Consider the following 17879-nt stretch of genomic DNA (forward strand, 5'->3'; position numbering starts at 1 on the left):
AGCTCGGTCCAGACGACAGCTCTGTTATGTCCAGCTGCTCCAGGCGGGCCGGCGGGTGCTCGGCAGCGCGTTGTCACGGCGCCAATCGTGGATCCAGTCGGGCAGTTCGGGTTCGTTCTCCGGCATCCCGAAGGCCTCGATGAGGTCGTCCCTGGTGAGCGGCCGGTCATCGGAGATCAGGCGAGTGGCGACATAGGCTCGGGCGAAGATCTCGCCGTCGACGACCATGCGCTGTTCGAAGAACACGGTGCGCTCGTCGATTCCGCAGACCTTGGTCTCGAGGTTGTAGCGCTGCCAGAGTTTCAGTGATTTGCGGAAGCTGATGGTCTCGGCGCTGACGACACCGGTCCATCCGCGCTCACGCATCGCCTGCCACGCTCCGCTGCGCACCATCATGTCGAGTCGTCCCAGGTCCATGATGGAGAGGTACTTGCCGTTGTTGAGATGCATGAATATGTCGATCTCGCCCAGGTGGACGCGCATGGGGAGGGAGTAGGTGTCCCAGATGTCGCGCGCGGAACGTCGGTGGGACCTCAGCAGGTGCAGGATCATGCGGAAGAAGTGCATGCAACTTATGTTACTTGACAGTAGTTTGATGGGCGACCATAACCCTGCCGGGTGAATGGGGCTCTGATTGATGAACGTAGACCCGACGGCGAATGCGCCCACGGAAGGGTGCGCATCCACGGACCCGGGGAGCCGCCTCGGCGAGGGTGGGTGTCAGTCCTTCGCGGTTTCGGGTTCGCGGCCGGGGATGAACGGTGATTCTTCGGGCTCGGGGTGGCGCTTCCACTGGATGAGCATGATCGCCACACCGAGAGCGACGGCGCCGATCGCGCCCCACACGTTGGTGCGCAGGCCGAGGATGACGAAGCTCGGATCGAGGCGGATGGACTCCCAGACGATGCGGCCGGCGCCGTACCACATGAGATAGACAGCGAATAGGCGTCCCCACTGGAAGAAGACCTTGCGGCCGAGGTAGAGCAGGACGAGAGCGCCGAGGCTGTTCCAGATGACCTCGTAGAGGAACGTTGGATGGAAGAGGGTGCCGGGGGGAGTGCCCAGTGGGATTGCCGGATTGCCGGGATCGATCTCGAGTCCCCAAGGCAACGTGGTGGGCAGGCCGAAGAGTTCCTGGTTGAACCAGTTGCCGAAGCGACCGCAGGCCTGAGCGAGGATGAGGCCCGGTGCCAGGGCGTCGAGCAGAGTGGTGAGTTTGAGGCCGAGGCGGCGGCACATGATCCATGCACCCAGCGTGCCGCCGATGAGTGAACCGAAGATCGCGATGCCGCCCTCCCAGATCGCCCATACCGAGCCGGGTTCGAACGGGTTCCACGGGTTGCGGCCGGGACCGAAGTAATCGGTGTAGTGCGTGATGACGTGATAGATGCGGGCGAAGACGATGGCCATCGGTACGGCAAGAGTCGCGATGTCGAGCACCTGCCAGTCCTCGACACCGCGCCTGGTCAGGCGGCGGTTCGTCAGCACAATGGCGATGATGATGCCCACGAGGATGCACAGTGCATAGAAATGGATCGTCAGCGGTCCGAGTTGGAAGCTCGAGATGGACGGGCTGGGGATTGCCGCCGAGATGTCGTGCGGGACAGCGCTGGAAGTCACTAGGCCGAGGTGCATGGGGCCAGTCTATTTGCACCCGTCTGAGAATCTCTTATGCAGCGTCTGGTCTCTGACCGGCGAGGACCGTTTTCGGGCCGATTGCTGTGCCGCCTGCGCTCCGACTAGCGCGTAAACCCGAGTCCTGTGGGGTGAAGGCGGCCGCGACAAGGCCATTCGCGCTCACATCAGAATGGAGGCACAGCGGTGCCATTGAATGGCCATGCGCAGCTACGTGCCGAAGAGGCCGTCGATGATGTCGTCGGTGACGAATCGTGAGTGGAGGATGGGAGTGCGGGCGGGGTCGATGCTTTCCGGCGGTCGCCATGCCGGCCGTCCGTCGCCGAGCATGAAGACTTCCCAGTCGGAGCGGTCCATGAGGTGGTGGTGGAAGGAGCACAGCAGGCACATGTTGTTGATGTCGGTCTTGCCGCCCAGGGCGTGCGGCACAACATGGTTCACGTCGCACCACCCCGCTGGTGCGTCACAGCCGGGGAACACGCATCCGCGATCCCTGGCGGTGACGATTGCGGTCTGCTTCTTGTTGGCGAAGCGCTGTTCCGTGCAGACTTCCACAGTGCGAGCCTTTTCGTCCATCAGGTGGAAGAAAACGGTGCCATCGAGGCCGCGTCGAGCGACGTCGCCCATCGGGAAGCGGTCGCCGGAGCCTGTGGTGGCTTCGCCGATGCCGTTGGCAATGTCGGACGCTTTGGCTGTGACGACCAGGGCGTAGGGCGAACCTTTGGCGGCTTCTTTCATGCTGATGCGCGAAATGAGAGTGGCGAAACGTTCGTAGATCCAGGCTTTCGCATTGGGCTGCTCGCTCATGAGATCGACGGTCGAGCCATCGGCGCGGACCCCTTGACCGGCATGAACGGGGCGGTCGGCAGTGGAATCGGCCGTATCCGCACCGGCGTCACCGGCAGCTTCACTGTCGGCACTGGAATCGCTGGCGGCGTCTAAGACAGCCCATGGGGGAGCGTCATAACGATCGCCGGTGAGCACTGCGTCGATGGGTTCGAACTTCTCTTCGCCGGCAGCCTGACCGAGTCCGACGTTCGGGAAGAGCGCGGGAGCGTCGTCGGCCGCGGGGCGGGCCGCTTCAGTGTCGGTGGGGCGGACGTTGTTCGATGTGGTGTCGTCGCCCGATTCTGCAGTGTTCGACGGGTTGTCACCGGTGGGTTCTGCGGTGGTCGATGTGGTGTCTTTCGCGGATTGAATCCTGGAGGTCAGCAGTCCGTGCAATTCGGATCCCGCCACGGGATCGAGGACGCCTTCCAGCCTCCAGTCTCCATTGCGCTTGGGCCGGGCAGTGATGAAGTAAGCGGAACGATCGCTGGGGTCGAGCGGCTCGGCACCGTCGGGGTCAATGAGAGCGAGCATCCGACGGAAGATGTCGCGGAGCTCGCTCACAGTCACCGATTTCGCGTACTTCACGAGGTCGGTCTCCACACGGGACTTCGTCTCGTGATCCACCCACGCGGGTAGTGCCTTGAGGCAGTCTTCGATGACAGTGAGGTGCTCCGCGGGCAGGGTGCCGAGGTGGAGCTGCTCGGCGACGAGCGGGTGTTCGGGCTCAAGCGATTGGCCGTCGAGCGCAACTCGTCCGCCGAGATTCTCTGCGAGCCTTGCCCGGCGGTTAGCTTCTCGCCCCGAGAGGTTGAGGCGTTCCTGGATGAGCGCCTTGGTCGACTTGGCACCACTGTCCTTAGGCGTGCCGACACGTTCGTAGACGGCCAGTGCCAGGGTGGACAGAGATTCACTGAGTCGACGCAGAGCCTCTGCTCCATCGATGACCTGCAGGGCCTCGTTCGGCCCCATCGGCCGGTCGAAGGCGCGAAGACCTCCGACCAGTTCGGTCAGGGAGGCGATCGAGTCGGTGATTTCGGGAGCGCTCGCGGCAAGGTCGTTCCACGCCGCGTCGGTGAGGATCGGGTGCATCGAGGTTGGTCGTTGAGAATCAGTTCCAGCCTCGGGCTGAGCGGCGTCGGGGTCCTTCGTAGTGGCCGAGCTGGCGGGGCCAGCGGATGTGGGCTGCCTGGTTGAGCGGGCCTGCTCGTTTGCCTCAAACAGTGCGGTCGGGTCTGGACCTGCGGTCGTGTCTGTCGGGCCGTTCGGCTCGTTCTCAGCGGATGTCGCTGATTCGACGCCTTCGCTCGACTGTTCGCAACCGACAGCCGTGCCAGCTGTGTTCGGTTGTCCGGCATCGACAGCCGACGTGTCTTCGCCCATTTGTTCGTCGTCGGCGATCGGCGCATTGTCAATCGTTGCGTCATCGTCGGTCGAAACTGGGTCAAGGGCTTCGAATACCTCGGCGAAGTGGTGGCCGCTGAGGTCGAGCCCGGCCGCCTTGAGCTGTTCGGCCAGTGTTGCGGGGCCCGATGTTTCTTCGGGTTGTGCTTGCGCGGTGTCCTCGGGTGCGTGGGCATTCTGAGATGTGGCGCCCACGAGATCTGCCGGTGTGGTGTTTGTTGGCGGTCTTCTGCTCGCCCCACCGCGCGAGTCAGTGGCAGCGCGGCGGTCGCGCTTTCCTGACTTGCGTCGCTTGCGGTCGGGGGTGAAGGTCATCGCTGTTGAGTTCCGTTCGTCATTGAAGGTCTCTTAGCTCAATTATAGGCAGCCAGAGAATAGAATACAATAGAATCTTCGAAAAATATTCGACTCGAAATGACATACTATAGTTAAATGTCGTTTTGGAGTTGTTTATTGGGATGTGAGTCAGTTTGAGGGCACTTTACTCGTCGGCACTGACTCGGGATCGGTGACGATTGAAGTGTCGGGAGGATTCTCGGAACTGGGTCCTACGCGGTAGAGGTGGATGATCTGTGCGATGCTTGCCGTCCGGGATGGGTCGGAGCCTGGCCGTGCGGGAAGGGGCGGTGCTTGGCCGTGCGGGAAGGGTCAGTGCCCGGTCGTCCGGGAAGGGTTGGACGGTAGTGCTCGGGTAGGGCCGCCTCGGCGAGGTTGGATCTGCACGCATCTCCGATGTCGGTGGGATGATGGGGGACTATGGCCCTTGATTTCACCCTGGTGCAGCTGCGCTACTTCCAGGAGGTCGCCAGGCGGGAGAACATGACCGAGGCGGCGAAGCAGCTCAACGTCACTCAGTCGGCGATCTCGACGGCGATGGCTCAACTCGAACGGACGATCGGCCTCGACCTCTTCATCAGGCAGAAGAACCGATCGGTCGTGCTCTCTCCGGCAGGTAAGCGATTCCTGGCCGAAGTGACCAGCTTCCTCGAGGCCTCCGATGCGCTCGGAGAAACTGCGCAAGGGCTGTCCCGGTCTCTGAGCGGAAGCCTGACCGTCGGCGTGTTCTCGCCGATCGCGCCGACCCGACTGCCGCTGATCCACGACGAGTTCGCGAAGCGCTATCCGGACGTGCAGGTGACGTACCTCGAGGCCGACTTGGCGGAGTTGCAGAGGGCTGTCACTGCGGGTGACTGTGATCTGGCGTTGACGTACATGCTCGGTCCGACGGGCCGGTTCGATACCTTCCTCCTCGACGTCGTCGAGCCTCACGTTCTGGTGTCCCGCAATCATCGCCTTGCCGGGGGTGGGCAGCCGAAACCGGTGCGCCTGAGTGAACTCGCCGACGAAGACTACATTCAGCTCGATCTGCCCTTCTCCAGGCAGTACTACGACGAACTGTTCCGCATCGCAGGGGTTGTGCCGAAGACGAGGCATTCGTTCTCCGGCTACGAGACGCTGCGGTCGTTCGTGGCGATGGGACACGGGTATTCGCTGCTGAGCCAAAGCGTGTCATCGGGTACCTATATTGGGCTGCAGACCGTGGATGTTCCCCTGCTCGACGACTTCCCGAGCATCGACCTCGCCGTGATCTGGCCCAGCGGCGTGCGCTTGAGCCGACGCGGGAAGGCATTCTGCGAAGTCAGCAAAGAGGTTCTGGGTGCTGCGGTGAAGCAGTGACGGTCCGGGCGCCGACCACGTCTGCTCTCATTGATTCAATTGATGACAATGTTCAAAAGTATCTGTTGGACTGATTCCGATTCGCTCAGCACAATAAATGGCAGGTATCACACGGGCAGACGGTGATGCTTCCGCCCCATCAGGGTGACAGGCCCGTCATGGGACAGAGCAAAGGAGCTTTGATGTCCACTCCCACCACCGACCAGGAGCACACGCCCACAGCCGACGGCCGTGGTCGGTCGACGAAGATGCAACGGAAGGTGCTCCTCGGCGGCAGCATCGGCCAGTTCGTCGAGTTCTACGACTTCACGTTGTACGGTCTATCGGCAGTGATCCTGTCCGAGTACTTCTTCCCCGACGGCGACCGGATCACCGGTCTGCTGGTCATCTTCGCGACCTTCGGAGTCGCGTTCGTCATGCGCCCCCTCGGCGGACTGTTCTTCGGAGCTCTCGGCGACAAGGTCGGCAGGCGGCAGACCCTGACGATCACGATCTTCCTCGTCGGAGCCTGCACAGCCCTCATCGGCATCCTCCCCGGTTTCGACACGATCGGGTGGTTCGCGCCGATCCTGCTCATCCTCGCCCGACTCGGCCAGGGCTTCTCTGCCGGCGGCGAATCCGTCGGCGGACCGTCCTTCGTCTACGAGCACGCTCCGATTGCCAAGCGCGGACTGTGGATCAACATCACCCTGGCCGCGACGGCTCTGCCCTCGGTGTTCGCCGGCGGCCTCATCCTCCTGCTGTCGACGGTGATGAGCGACGCCTCATTCGACTCATGGGGCTGGCGCGTTCCGTTCCTCCTGGCGCTGCCGTTGTCGGCCGTCGGACTGTGGATCCGGTCGAAGACCGACGAATCCGAGCTGTTCAAGAAGACAGCTGCCGAACGGCCCAAGGAGTTCAGCCCGATCCGCGAAAGCTTTCGCGAGAACTGGGTCGGGATGCTCCAGGTCTTCTTCGTCCTCGGCGTCACCGCGCTCGGCTTCTACATGCTCTCGGCGTACTTCGTCACCTACATCCAGACCACCGGCGACCTCAGCCGCGAACAGTCGTTGCTGACAAACGCGATCGCGATGGCCAGCTACACGATCTTCCTGCCCATCGCCGGCCATCTCGGTGATCGATTCGGACGTCGGCCCATGCTCATCGCGGGTGCGATCCTGCTCGCGGTCACCTCGGTGCCGGCATTCGGGCTTGTGACCAGCGGACACATGGGGCTGGCATTCCTCGGGCAGACGATCTTCGTCCTCGCGCTCTGCTGCTACGGCGGCGGCTGCTACACCTTCTTCTGCGAGCGCTTTTCGACGAAGACGCGGTTCACCTCGGCGGCCATCAGCTACAACATCTCCTACGCGGCGCTCGGCGGAACCGCTCCGTTCGTGGGCACGTGGCTCGTCGACATCACCGGCGTCAACACCGCGCCCGGCTACTACATGGCTGCAGCAGCCGCCGTGTGCCTCGTCCTCATCTTCGTCACACGCCTCCCCGAGACCCGCGGACGGCTGGGGTAGGCGCGCGAACCCCACCACAGACCCGCGCCAACCCCACCACAGACCCAGACCCACATCACCCACAAGAAAGCAGCGATCAGCAATGAACCATCAGGCACCCCCATCCTCCGACGCGGCCTTCCTCGCAGACTTCCACTTCGTCGCCACCATCGGTGCCACCGACAACAACGGCGTCGACCGGCAGGCGCTGACGGCCGAAGACAAGCAGACGCGCGACTGGATGCGCGGCTGGGCGACGGACAAAGGCTTCGACGTGCGCGTCGATGCGATCGGGAACATGTTCGCGTGCCTCGAATTCGTTCCCGATGCCCCGTACGTCCTCATCGGCTCCCACCTCGACTCGCAGCCGCTCGGCGGCCGCTTCGACGGAGCCTACGGAGTCATCGCCGCCCTCTTCGCGGCCCTGCGCGTCAAAGAGGAACTCGCCGAATCTGGCCTGAAACCCACCTTCAACCTCGCCGTCGTCAACTGGTTCAACGAAGAAGGCGGTCGCTTCGCCCCGTCGATCATGGGCAGCTCCGTCTACGCCGGGCTCTTCGACCTCGACGAGATGCTCGCCGTCGCCGACCTCGAAGGCACCACCGTCGCAGAGGCGCTGGGCGCCATCGGCTATGCCGGCACCGACACCCCGCCCGAGGCGATCACCTACGCCGAGATCCACATCGAACAGGGCCGCATCCTCGAACGCGAAGCCACGGACATAGGCGTCGTCGAGTCCAGCTGGTACACGCAGAAGCTCGACATCGACGTCCTCGGCGAACAGTCCCACACCGGGGCTACAGCCATGGCCGACCGCCACGACGCGCTCGTCGCCGCGGCCAAGGTCGTCCTCGCCGTCGCCGAGGTGGTCGACGCGTTCGAGGAAGAAGCCCTCGTCTCCTCGGTCGGCCAGCACGTCGTCGAACCGAACTCGCCGATCGTCGTTCCCCGCCGCGTCCACATGGTCGCCGACCTCCGCTCCTCCGATCCTGCCATCGTCCAAGCCGCCCGCGACTCCCTGAAGACGCAGATCGCCGAGATCGCCCGTGCCCACGACATCACCATCAACGTCCGCGACTTCGACATCCGCGACAAGCGCCACTTCCCGACCGAAGGCGTCGAACTTGCCGAGAAGGCCGTCGCCAACGAAGGCCTGAGCATCCGTCGTCTCGAGACGATGGCCGGCCACGATTCTGTGGCGATGAATCACCGCGTGCCCGCCGTGATGATGTTCGTTCCCAGCGTCGACGGCGTCTCCCACTGCGAACGCGAGTTCACCACCGATGAGGACATGCTTCGCGGCGTCCGCGTGCTCACTTCGGTGGCCGGTGAACTCGTCCGCGGTGAGCTCGCCGATGTCCGTGACGGTGCCGTCTGGGTCGGTTCGTCCGTCGCCGAGGCGCGCGCATGAGCACCGATACCCCGCGCCCCAGCGCCGACCCGTGCCCCAGCGCCGCCACGGCCGCAGTCCCGACCAGCTCGACGACGGAACCCTGGACCCTGTCCGCCACCGAGGCGCTCGCTGCCTTCCGGTCCAAGGATCTGTCCCCAATCGACTACCTGACCTCCTTCATCGGCCGCATCACCGCCGAAGACGAGCGCATCAATGCGGTCACCGAAGTCGTCGAGGAGGCGGTCACCTCGGCGCGGGAAGCCGAGGACTTCTACGCGAACGCCACCAGCGATGACCTCGCCGAGGCGGCCGCCACCCGTCCGCTGCTCGGACTTCCCATGATCGCCAAGGAGAAGCACGCGCTCGCCGGCCGCGGCCTCACCCAAGGGCTGCTGCACGAACGCGACACCGTCGCCGACCACGACGCCGCGATCATCGCCCGCATCCGCGCTGCCGGCGGATTCGTCCACGCCCGAGCGACCTCTCCGGAGTTCAGCTGCGCGACCATCACGCACTCGCCGATGTGGGGTGTGACCCGCAACCCGTGGAACCCGGACCTCTCACCGGGCGGGTCCTCCGGTGGGTCCGGTGCTGCGCTGGCAGCCGGGTTTGCGCCCCTGGCCACGGCCTCCGACATCGCCGGATCGACGAGGCTGCCCGCCGCCTTCACCGGCACCGTCGGCTACAAGGCCCCGTACGGCCGGATCCCCGGCGCCCAGCCCTTGGCCGCGGACTGGTACCGCGGGGACGGGCCGATGACGCGCACCGTCGCTGACGCCGCCCTGCTCGCCAAGGTCGTGGTCGGGGTCGATCCGAGCGATCACGCGACCATCGCCTCGCCCGGGTTCCTCGATGACTTCGACCCCGCCGAGGCGGCCGACCGACTCCGCGGACGCAGGGTCGCGCTGTGCCTGCGCTTGGGGGACTTCCCCGTCGGGAAAGATATCGAAGCGAATACCCTCTCGGTCGCCTCGGCGCTGGAATCGGCCGGGGCACACGTCGAGGAGATCGAACTGCCGTGGACGGCCGAGCGGATCTTCGAGACCGCGTTCACCCACTTCGGGAATCTCCTCGCCCCCGCCATGCGCGCCGCCACCCGCGGCCACGAGGACACCCTGGCCGAATACACGCTGCGGTTCATGGCCGACGCCGAAGCGGTCGCCGGCCGCCGCTCCTTCTACGACGGACTCGCCATGGAAGCACAGATCCAGGCGGAGCTGGCGTCAGCAATGGACGGTTTCGATGTGCTCCTGGCACCCACCTCGGCGGTGGCGGGATTGGAGGCCGGAGCCAGCTACCTCGACGGGATCACGATCGGCGCCGACGGCGTCGGTCGCGAAGGGGAGCACGCTTCCGGGCCGGACGGTGCGTCCGACAACAGCGGAAGAGACGGCGTGCGCCTCGACCACTACTGGCAGGCGCATATGACGATGCCATTCAACATCTGCAACCGAGTGCCGATCGTCAACGTCCCCTCCGGCATGGCCGACTGCGGGATCCCGACTGGACTCCAGGTCGTCGCCCATCCCTATGACGACGTCCGCGCCTTCGACATCGCCGCGGCCATCGAAACGCTTTGCCCATGGACCGGACTGGCGCCGACGGTTCAGATAGGCTCATCGGATGGATGAGCAAACCCTCGCCGAGGTGGAGCGAGCCGGAACGCAGTTCAACGCCGTCACAGCGATGACCGTCGACCGCGCAAATGCCCTCACCGCGGAATCGATCGGCCGCCGGGATTCCGGTCAGCCGCCTCGGCGATTGGAGGGGATTCCCTTCGCGATCAAAGACGTCATCGACCTCGTCGGATACCCGACGACGATGGGATCGAATGTGCGTAGCGATGCCCCGGCTGCTAACTCGGCACCGGTCGTCGACCGACTCGAAGCGGCGGGCGCGATCCCTGTGGCGAAGACGAACTGCCAGGAGTACTCCTACGGAATCCTCGGCGACGAGACGGCCTTCGGCCGCGTCGTCAATCCTGTTGATGCGGCACTGTGCACCGCCGGGTCGAGCTCCGGATCGGCCGCACTCGTTGCCGCCGGGGTGGTGCCGTTGGCTTTGGGCACCGACACGGCCGGGTCCGTGCGGGTGCCGGCGGCCTGCCAAGGCGTGCTCGGGTTCAAACCGACCTTCGGCGTCGTGCCCGTCGACGGAGTCTTCCCGCTCTCGCAGAGCTTCGACACCGTCGGGCTGTTCGCTGCCGACCTCGGCGTGCTGACCACGGCTTTCGACGTGATCGCGGGAGCCGGTTCGGGTGATGGCCGAGGGAGCAGTGCACACACCATCGATGTCAGCCTCTTCGGCGGCGGCGATGGCCGAGCGCGCGACCTGCTCAAATCGGTCCCGGAACTCACGATCACCTCGGCGAATGGGCCGGCCCTGGACGAACTCCTCGACGACCTCGCACCGATCTACGATTACATCCGCCTCTATGAGGCTTTCGAGGTCCACAGAGACCTCTTCGCCGAGCGTGCCGCGGACTACCAACCGGGTGTGGCCAAGAAGGTCGAGGCGGGACGGGGCCTCGAGCTGGCGGAATACCGGACGCAGCTGGACGCGCTCGCCGAATTGCGAGAACGGTCGCTCGCGGTCTTCGGTGGCACTGACTTCCTGCTCACTCCGGCCATCGACGGGCCCGTGGCCCGCTGGGAGGAGATCGACTCCGGCACGGCGGCGAAGTTCATGCGCTATTCGATGCCATTCAACGTGCTCGGCTGGCCGGCATTGACGATCCCGCTGCCCGGGGCCGGAGCCGGAGACAGACCGGAGGCGGTGCAGCTGGTCGGTCGCCCCGGCGGCGACCGCGACCTGCTCGCCTTCGCCTCGCAGCTGGTCTGACTAGACCCGTGGCCGGTCTGACCTGGGGATCAGTCCGATTGCATCGGGGATCGCCGGATCTGACTCGGTGCCACCGGTCCGATTCGGAGATCGGCCGAGTCGAGCCCACCCTCGACTAGGCTGAACTCGAACAGCCGCCGCGTCGAACGAACCGGAGCCGGGCCGATGAGACCCACGCACAGTCAGATGCTCACCCTCTCCGACGACTCGCGCGCAAATATCGCGGGAGTCCCTGCGCTCATCGTCAGCGGCATCCTCGTGTTCGGATTCGACTTCGACCCACTGGGTTCTGGCCCGAGCATGGCTGCATCGCTGGCCCTGCCGCACGAGGTCATCAACCTCTTCCTCGTCTTCTGGCCGCTCTTCGCGCTGACCTATCTGCTGTGGACCCACGCGGGACTGAGAGACCTCGACGAGACCGAACTCATCGTCCATTCCCGCTGGTCAGTGGCGAACCGCCGACGATGGTGGTCGCGGTGGTTCGGGATGGGCGGAGCAGTGTCCTGGGCGACCATGGCTGCCTATCTCGCATTCATCTTCAACATCTTCCTCGTCACCTCTGACTCGAGCGCCAGCATCGTCGTCTCTGCGGCGCTCGGCATCGCGAATGTCATCGCCTCGTGGGCGGTGCTCGTGTATTCGTTCGCACTCGAGTTCATGCGTCTCGACCTCAGCGGCGGCGGCAGCCCGGGGGAGCGGCAACTCGAATTCGACATGGAGGGCCCACGCGAGTTCGGCGACTACCTGACCTTCTCCGTGCTGTCATCGACGATGACGGCCGCGCTCCCCGGCCGAGCGGTATCGCGAAAAGCCTGGCGACTGGTGCGCACGAACGTCATCGTCGCCTTCGCCTTCAACTCCGTCGTCGTCGCGACCCTCGTCTCGATGATCCTCTCCTACGTCATGTGACCGTCACCGGCACAGCCCGACCCTGTGAATATCGCCGAGGCGGCCCACCCCGTTCAGGGTGGACCGCCTCGGGCGTATGGGCTCCCCAACCGGGCGGGCCACCTCGGTGAGGACAGAATCCTCAACCGGGCGGGCTGCTTCGGTGAGGTGGGAGGTCATAGCCTCCAGCAGCTGTCGAGCGGTGCTTTGCCCGCGAAGGTGCGGGTGGTGAAGGTCTCGATGCGCGGCAGCGCGGCGACGTAGCCGCCGACGTGCGTGGGCCCGAGGTTGTCCTCGAACGCCACCTTGTGGCCGGCTCGGCACCACGTCGAGGCGAGTTCCTTGCCCTGATCGAACGAGATGACGTCGTCGAGGCGGCTGTGATTGACCAGCAGCGGAACATCCGGCACCTCGGCCTTGCCCAACCGCTGCCGGTCAACGATGTCCGTGAAGTTCTCGTCGATGATGTCGGTGAATGACTCGCCGTTCTTCGTCAGCGACTTCCCATCCGTGAAGGCTGTAGAGAGCAGGGCTTCGACGGTGCACTTGTCCGCTGTTTCGGCCACCATCTTCTGCCCCTTCTCGTCGAGGAAGTCGCTTGTATCGATGTCGGCCTGCTCGGCGAACCCGACGACACCGTAGAGCGCGAATGCCGTGTAGACGCTCGAGAGCCCGGACACCGTCTTGTGCAGATCGACGGGCACTGCGCCGGCCGAAGCCGAGGCGATGTTGAGCTCGGGTGCCCACTCCTTCTGGAGTTCCAGGGCAGCCGTCGTGGCATGACCGCCCTGCGAGTAGCCGCGCAGCTGGAGTTTGGTGTCCTCATCGATCTCGCTGCCATCGACCTGCTGGACGGCACGTGCCGCATCGAGGACAGACCGACCCTCTTCGACGCGATCGACGAAGTGGTGAGTGCCCTCGGTGCCGAGGCCCATGTAGTCGACGACGACGACAGGATGCTTCGCGGCCAGGGCCGAGGCGACTGAGATCCCTTCGTACTCGGTTCCCATGCCCAGCTGACGGCTGGGAGCGCACTTGTCGGCGATGCCCTGAGTGCCCGGCGAGATGACGACGGCATCGTCGGCATGGCCGCTCGCGCCGTTCGGAGTGAGCAGGGTGGCGGTCGCGGCTCGGGCCTGGCCCTTCTCATCAGTGGTCTTATACATGAAGACCGTCGACTTCGCGTCATGCTTGATGAGTTTCACCGGATCGAGGTAGAACTCCGAGTCGGCCTGCTTGAGCACTGTGCCGTCCTCGCTCGGCAGCGAGTCCGGGGTCTGATAGAAATCTCCGGGGACTCCTGATGCCGGCAGGTCTTCCTGCGCGGCTGCGTATTCGACGTCGGCGGGTGTGAGCTCGTCGGTCTTCTCGACGGCTTTCTTCGCCTGTTCGACGCTGATGCCCTCGGGGACTGATTCGCGGTCGAGTGTGCTCGGATCCTCTGCCGCACGGTCATCGAGGAACTGTTCGGCCTCGGCATCGGTCTGCGGAACGAGTTCGGCGGCGTGGGCCGGCGCGGTGGTCGTGCACAACGTGAGTGCGAGGCCGACGACGGCTGCGGCGCTCAGGGCCTGGAGGCGACGACGGGGCCCGTGTGAGGAGGTGGTCGGCAGTGCTGTAGTTGGCGTGCTCATAGGCGGTGGTCCTGTTCTGCCATGTCTCTCGGCATTGAGAAGGTGCGGGACAGTAGTGTCGGTGCAGATCGCGGTGGAGTGCACCGTGACGGTGAGGTAAGTGTGGTGACGGGGTGCCGTCGGCCAGAGTGTTCACCGTTGGACGCCCTGATTGTGACGGGCACCACACACATTACTTGATAGTAGAACTGAGTGGTAGTTAAGTGGCTGATTCGGTCTGCTGCCGAGCGTCTGGCGTCGGTGGGTCGGCGCATCCTGCGGGTGGATCCACCCTGATTTTCATGCAGGTTTCGAGGTGGATCCACCCACAGGGGACACGACGACGGCCGCCGGGCGGGATGCCGTCTCGTCAGATCGCGACTAGTGGTCGCCGGTTCAGGCGAGATGAGAGCGAACGACTTCGACGATGACGAGGAGCGCGCCGACGATCGAAGAGCCGACGGCGAGGCGGTAGAGGAGTCGGCGGTCGGCGCGTCGGATGACGAAGTTCGACAGCCACAGTCCGATGAGCATGAACGGCAGCAGGACCGCCGCCGCGATGAGGTGTCTGGTGCCGACTTCTCCGCCGATGGTCAGTCCCGTCAGAGACAGGATGCTGCCGAGGGTGAAGTAGGCGCTCATCGTCGAGCGCATCGATGACGGATCGAGCGAGCGCATGATGAGGCTGATCGGGGGTCCGCCGATGCTCGTGGCCGTGCCGAAGATCCCCGAGACCGACGACGCGAAGAACATATTGCGGTGCGAGGCCGCCGGTGACCAGCCGACCAGGCTGAATGCAGCGCCGGCGAGGACTGTGATCGCGAGCATCAGAGACAGTCCGGAATCCGGCAGCAGCACCACGGCGGCGGTGCCGATAGCGATGCCGGGCAGTCGTCCGAGGGCGCCCCAGCCGACGAGCTTCCAATCGACGTCCTGACGCTCACGGGCGAACGCCGTGAATGATGTGAGGGTGGCCAGCAGCAGAAGAGCGGACGGCAGGAGGTCGGGGCGCAGGAGCGCGAGCACCGGTGCGGTGATCATGCCGAGGCCGAATCCGATGGAGCCCTGCAGGCAGGCTGAACCCAGCACCACGATCCCGATGATCAGGTACTGGATGATCTCCATCGATTCCTCATTTCTCCGCTGTGGGCGCCACGGTCAGACATCTGCGGGCCTCCGGTCAGACGGCACTCGCCGCTCACGACAATGCCCGTGCGGCGCAGATTGCGCGTTTTAAGCACCTATTCTATGCGCAAACCGAACAACTCACCATCTTCTTTGCGAAAACACTTGCGCACAACACGCATGAATGGGCTAGTCTTTACGAAGATCGCGCACGATGATGACGCGCCTCCACCGCTGCATCATTCGCCGGGCGATCACCCAGTTGTCCATCTACACATGGGAGTGCAGCCATGGCCGCCGACGTCCATAGCGTGAAACGCAGCTCTGTCTCTTCGATGCCCGCGCAGAATCCGCTGCCGCGCGGTCTCGGTCTCGTCACCTCGGTCGGGCCCGGTCTCGTGCTGGCCATGTCGTTCCTGGGTACCGGCGACCTCGTTAGCTCCTCGGTCTCGGGCGCCTCCTACGGGTATGCGCTGCTGTGGACGCTCATCCTCTCGCTCGTCGCCCGCACGTTCATCATCTCGTCCATCGCGAAGTACACGCTGATGAACAAGCACGGAGACACGCAGATCCTCGACGGATTCGCCCGCCTGTCGCCGGCGCTGCCGGGGATCATGGCCGCGGTCGTCCTCATCGCCGGCTTCATCACCCAGGCCACCTTCCTCCTCGCCGCTGCCGTCGGCCTCCACGAGCTCACGGGCGGTCAGTGGGGAGGCTCTTGGGGCAGATTTCTCTGCGCGATCATCATCGTCGCTCTCACCCTGTCGCTGGTCATGCTGCGTAAGCAGTTCGTCGTCCTCGAGTACTTCGCCCGTTTCGCCTCGGTCGCGATGATCATCGCCTTCGTCTACGCGCTCATCAAGATCGGCACCTTCGACATCGCCGGCTTCGTCCAGGGCATGGCCTTCGAAATCCCGAAGGAGCAGAACACCTCGGCATTCGCCCCCATCGTCATCGCCTCGGCGACCATCGGCACGATCGCCGGCAATATGCCCAACCTGCTCTATTCCGGGTTCATGCGCGACAAGGGCTGGGTCGGGCCGAAATACCGGAGGATTCAGCAGTTCGACCTCATCGCCGGCATGGCCCCGTTGCTCATCATCAACCTGCTGTTCTGGATCGTCGCCGCCGAATTCAGTGCCGCCCACCCCGGCTTCTCCATCGCCGACGAATTCGACCTCTCCCACATGCTCTCGGTCGCCGTCGGCCCGGTCGGTCCGTATCTGCTGTGGATGTGCATCTTCTTCGCCGCGATGACGAGCTTCCCGCCGCAGTCGCGTGGCTTCTCTCAGCTGGCCATCAACGGCATCAACCACACCGTGCCGTCGATGCGGAAGTTCCTCGGCCGCGACGAGGAGAACCCCGCCTTCCGGTGGATCCAGGCGATCGTCTTCATCGTCCTGCCCCTGGCCTCGACGATCCCCGGCGCCCCGGATCTCATCTCGCTCAACATCGTCGGCACCGCGATCTCCACAGTGCTCAGCCTCCCGATCATCGTCGTGTGCATCCTGCTGCTGACTTCGCGGAAGAAGCACATGCACTCGTACGCGGTGAACCGGAAATGGCAGACCGGCCTGTTACTCCTCCTCGGCATCATCGCCATCGTCGTCGGCGTCCAGATCGCCATGCAGATCCCCGCGATGTTCCAGACCGCGTTCGGATGATGAGTCCGGACCGTCGGTCCGGGGATTCCCTCGCCGAGGCGGCCCACACATGCCGTGCGAACGATCCCGCCGAGGCGGCCCACCCTTACGTACCCTGATTCCGTTGCCAAGACATGGAGGAGACACCCATGACACTGCTGTCCCAGCCCGCACTCGAACGAGTTCCCGCACCGTCGGCTGACGGCCGGCTCCGCTTCTTCGAGGACGACGGTTCCGCGGCCGCGGTGATCCCGACCGATCGGCGCTCGAACCACGCGCCGTCGATCCTGTCCCTGCCCGGCGGAGGACTCCTGGCCGCCTGGTTCGGCGGCAGCGATGAGGGCAACAAGGACATCGACATCCTCGTCTCCCGATTCGGCATCGATACGGGACGGTGGACCGCCTCGGCGGCGGTGACCCACGATGAGATCCGATCCGACCAGAACCCCGGTCTCTTCGCCTCCCCCGACGGGACGATCTGGCTCGTCTATACCTCCCAGCTGTCGCGCCAGTCCGGGGTCCCCGAGACCTTCAACCTCCAGCACACCTCCGTGGTCAAAGTGATCCGTTCGACCGACGACGGAGTGAGCTGGAGCGAACCGGAGACGCTCTTCGACCGGGAGGGGACGTTCTGCCGGCAGCCCATCCAGGTCCTTGAGGACGGGACGTGGGTGCACACTCAGTGGCTGTGCTTCGACGACGATTCGAAAAACGGCTCCGACCGACCGGTCGTCCAGATCTCCACGGATCAGGGATCGATCTGGAGACAGGTCGAGTTCCCCGATGCAGCCGGTCGGGTCCACCCGAACTTCGTCGAGCTCGAACCGGGACGCCTCGTCAGCCTCTTCCGCTCACGCTTCGCCGACTGGGTCTACCTCAGCCGATCCGACGACGGAGGAGAGACCTGGTCGGTTCCCGAGGCCACCGAGGTGCCGAACAACAATGCCGGTCTCAGCGCCTTCCGTCTGCCCTCGGGCATGCTCGCTCTCGTCTCGAACGAACACCAGGTCGCCACGGAACCCGGCGAGGTGGTCTGGCCGTACGAACGGATGCGGATCGTCATCGCAGTGTCGAACGATGAGGGCCGCACCTGGCCGGTGCGTCGAGTCATCGAGCCCGGTGACGGGTTCTCCGGTGACGGCAACCTACGCAGCAATCGCCGTCAGGAGTATCCGCATGGCATCGTCGATGCCGACGGGCTCATCCACGTCGTCTACGCCTTCAGCTCCCGACGGGCGATCCGGCACGTCGTCTTCGACGAAGCGTGGATCTCCGGAGTCGAGGACCAGGTCCACACCGACTGCAAACTCTGGGGCTGAGCCCCCGGGGCTTCTATATGCTCGCG

General features: G+C 64.7%; 13 protein-coding genes. 8 read left to right on the forward strand and 5 right to left on the reverse strand.

What is annotated here, in order from left to right; translation table 11 throughout:
* Window positions 1–24: 24 nt before the first annotated feature.
* The 3 genes from KTJ89_RS14915 to KTJ89_RS14925 form a co-directional block, all read right to left on the reverse strand.
* The gene (locus KTJ89_RS14915; RefSeq protein ID WP_101545953.1) at window positions 25–567 is read right to left on the reverse strand and encodes an acyl-CoA thioesterase; all 543 of its coding nucleotides are present in this window, start codon (window positions 565–567) and stop codon (window positions 25–27) included.
* 153 nt (window positions 568–720) lie between these two features.
* Complete coding sequence (gene lgt / locus KTJ89_RS14920) at window positions 721–1635, reverse strand: prolipoprotein diacylglyceryl transferase (RefSeq protein ID WP_259358288.1); 915 nt, start codon at window positions 1633–1635, stop codon at window positions 721–723.
* 210 nt (window positions 1636–1845) lie between these two features.
* Entirely contained in the window at window positions 1846–4062 is a 2217-nt protein-coding gene (locus tag KTJ89_RS14925) for a DUF222 domain-containing protein (protein ID WP_259358289.1), read from the reverse strand.
* A gap of 561 nt (window positions 4063–4623) precedes the next feature.
* Between KTJ89_RS14925 and KTJ89_RS14930 the strand changes: the two genes are divergently transcribed.
* The 6 genes from KTJ89_RS14930 (at window position 4624) to KTJ89_RS14955 (ending at window position 12174) form a co-directional block, all read left to right on the forward strand.
* On the forward strand, window positions 4624–5544 hold the full coding sequence (locus KTJ89_RS14930; protein WP_259358290.1) for a LysR family transcriptional regulator: 921 nt from the start codon (window positions 4624–4626) through the stop codon (window positions 5542–5544).
* Window positions 5545–5726: 182 nt separating this feature from the next.
* Complete coding sequence (locus tag KTJ89_RS14935) at window positions 5727–7052, forward strand: MFS transporter (protein ID WP_259358291.1); 1326 nt, start codon at window positions 5727–5729, stop codon at window positions 7050–7052.
* An 82-nt stretch (window positions 7053–7134) separates the two neighbouring features.
* Complete coding sequence (locus tag KTJ89_RS14940) at window positions 7135–8442, forward strand: M20 family metallo-hydrolase (RefSeq protein ID WP_259358292.1); 1308 nt, start codon at window positions 7135–7137, stop codon at window positions 8440–8442.
* The gene (locus KTJ89_RS14945) at window positions 8439–10055 is read left to right on the forward strand and encodes an amidase (RefSeq protein WP_259358293.1); all 1617 of its coding nucleotides are present in this window, start codon (window positions 8439–8441) and stop codon (window positions 10053–10055) included. The genes KTJ89_RS14940 and KTJ89_RS14945 overlap by 4 nt, the downstream gene beginning before the upstream one ends.
* Window positions 10048–11265 carry an amidase gene (locus tag KTJ89_RS14950; protein ID WP_259358294.1) on the forward strand — a complete coding sequence of 406 codons (1218 nt, stop codon included), beginning with the start codon at window positions 10048–10050 and terminating at the stop codon, window positions 11263–11265. The genes KTJ89_RS14945 and KTJ89_RS14950 overlap by 8 nt, the downstream gene beginning before the upstream one ends.
* A 165-nt stretch (window positions 11266–11430) precedes the next feature.
* Entirely contained in the window at window positions 11431–12174 is a 744-nt protein-coding gene (locus tag KTJ89_RS14955) for a DUF1345 domain-containing protein (RefSeq protein ID WP_259358295.1), read from the forward strand.
* Between the two features lie 155 nt (window positions 12175–12329).
* Here the strand turns inward: KTJ89_RS14955 and KTJ89_RS14960 are convergent, their stop codons facing one another.
* Window positions 12330–13787 (reverse strand): lipase family protein, encoded by a 1458-nt coding sequence (locus KTJ89_RS14960; RefSeq protein ID WP_259358296.1) that lies wholly within the window; start codon window positions 13785–13787, stop codon window positions 12330–12332.
* A gap of 375 nt (window positions 13788–14162) precedes the next feature.
* Complete coding sequence (locus KTJ89_RS14965) at window positions 14163–14891, reverse strand: sulfite exporter TauE/SafE family protein (protein WP_259358297.1); 729 nt, start codon at window positions 14889–14891, stop codon at window positions 14163–14165.
* A gap of 311 nt (window positions 14892–15202) precedes the next feature.
* Between KTJ89_RS14965 and KTJ89_RS14970 the strand changes: the two genes are divergently transcribed.
* Together KTJ89_RS14970 and KTJ89_RS14975 are read left to right on the forward strand one after the other, a co-directional pair.
* Window positions 15203–16555, forward strand: a complete 1353-nt coding sequence (locus tag KTJ89_RS14970) for an Nramp family divalent metal transporter (protein ID WP_259358298.1) — start codon at window positions 15203–15205, stop codon at window positions 16553–16555.
* 128 nt (window positions 16556–16683) lie between these two features.
* Window positions 16684–17853, forward strand: coding sequence for a sialidase family protein (locus KTJ89_RS14975; RefSeq protein WP_259358299.1), 1170 nt, complete (start codon window positions 16684–16686; stop codon window positions 17851–17853).
* The last annotated feature ends 26 nt before the right edge of the window (window positions 17854–17879 follow it).

It is taken from the genome of Brevibacterium sediminis, assembly GCF_024895295.1.
GTDB lineage: Bacteria > Actinomycetota > Actinomycetes > Actinomycetales > Brevibacteriaceae > Brevibacterium > Brevibacterium sediminis.